Genomic DNA, 1983 nt, shown 5'->3' with positions numbered 1-1983 from the left:
CATGGCCCCCCTTCTCCCGAAGTTACGGGGGCATTTTGCCGAGTTCCTTAACCATAGTTCACCCGAACGCCTCGGTATTCTCTACCTGACCACCTGAGTCGGTTTAGGGTACGGGCCGCCATGAAACTCGCTAGAGGCTTTTCTCGACAGCATAGGATCATCCACTTCACCACAATCGGCTCGGCATCAGGTCTCAGACTATTGCCAGGCGGATTTACCTACCTGACGTCCTACACCCTTACCCCGGGACAACCACCGCCCGGGATGGACTACCTTCCTGCGTCACCCCATCACTCACCTACTAACCGCTTGGTCCGGCGGCTCCACCACTTTCCTTTCCCCGAAGGGTCCGGAACGGCTTCACGGCCTTAGCATCACGATGCTCGATGTTTGACGCTTCACAGCGGGTACCGGAATATCAACCGGTTATCCATCGACTACGCCTGTCGGCCTCGCCTTAGGTCCCGACTTACCCTGGGCAGATCAGCTTGACCCAGGAACCCTTAGTCAATCGGCGCACACGTTTCTCACGTGTGAATCGCTACTCATGCCTGCATTCTCACTCGTCAACCGTCCACAACTACCTTCCGGTGCTGCTTCACCCGGCAGACGACGCTCCCCTACCCATCACAGCACCCGTTGGGGCTATATGCTGCAATGACACGACTTCGGCGGTACGCTTGAGCCCCGCTACATTGTCGGCGCGGAATCACTAGACCAGTGAGCTATTACGCACTCTTTCAAGGGTGGCTGCTTCTAAGCCAACCTCCTGGTTGTCTGTGCGACTCCACATCCTTTCCCACTTAGCGTACGCTTAGGGGCCTTAGTCGATGCTCTGGGCTGTTTCCCTCTCGACCATGGAGCTTATCCCCCACAGTCTCACTGCCGCGCTCTCACTTACCGGCATTCGGAGTTTGGCTAAGGTCAGTAACCCGGTAGGGCCCATCGCCTATCCAGTGCTCTACCTCCGGCAAGAAACACACGACGCTGCACCTAAATGCATTTCGGGGAGAACCAGCTATCACGGAGTTTGATTGGCCTTTCACCCCTAACCACAGGTCATCCCCCAGGTTTTCAACCCTGGTGGGTTCGGTCCTCCACGAAGTCTTACCTCCGCTTCAACCTGCCCATGGCTAGATCACTCCGCTTCGGGTCTTGAGCGTGCTACTGAAACGCCCTGTTCGGACTCGCTTTCGCTACGGCTTCCCCACCCGGGTTAACCTCGCAACACACCGCAAACTCGCAGGCTCATTCTTCAAAAGGCACGCAGTCACGAGATACAGCAAGCTGCATCCGACGCTCCCACGGCTTGTAGGCACACGGTTTCAGGTACTATTTCACTCCCCTCCCGGGGTACTTTTCACCATTCCCTCACGGTACTATCCGCTATCGGTCACCAGGGAATATTTAGGCTTAGCGGGTGGTCCCGCCAGATTCACACGGGATTTCTCGGGCCCCGTGCTACTTGGGTGTCTCTCAAACGAGCCGCTGACGTTTCGACTACGGGGGTCTTACCCTCTACGCCGGACCTTTCGCATGTCCTTCGCCTACATCAACGGTTTCTGACTCGTCCCACGGCCGGCAGACCGCAGAAGAGAGATCCCACAACCCCGCATGCGCAACCCCTGCCGGGTCTCACACGCATACGGTTTGGCCTCATCCGGTTTCGCTCGCCACTACTCCCGGAATCACGGTTGTTTTCTCTTCCTGAGGGTACTGAGATGTTTCACTTCCCCTCGTTCCCTCCACACTGCCTATGTGTTCAGCAGCGGGTGACAGCCCATGACGACTGCCGGGTTTCCCCATTCGGAAACCCCCGGATCAAAGCCTGGTTGACGACTCCCCGGGGACTATCGTGGCCTCCCACGTCCTTCATCGGTTCCTGGTGCCAAGGCATCCACCGTGCGCCCTTAAAAACTTGGCCACAGATGCTCGCGTCCACTGTGCAGTTCTCAAACAACGACCAGCCACCCATCACCCCGA

The 1983-nt window shown here is 57.4% G+C and carries 1 rRNA gene (running past one end of the window); it reads right to left on the bottom strand.

What is annotated here, in order from left to right:
* Positions 1–1924 (bottom strand): 23S ribosomal RNA (locus tag ABZ919_RS41400); it reaches 1284 nt to the left of the window's first position.
* Positions 1925–1983: the final 59 nt, after the last annotated feature.

Source organism: Streptomyces sp. NPDC046759 (genome assembly GCF_040645475.1).
Taxonomy (GTDB): domain Bacteria; phylum Actinomycetota; class Actinomycetes; order Streptomycetales; family Streptomycetaceae; genus Streptomyces.
This window is presented reverse-complemented; position numbering and strand designations above follow the sequence as displayed.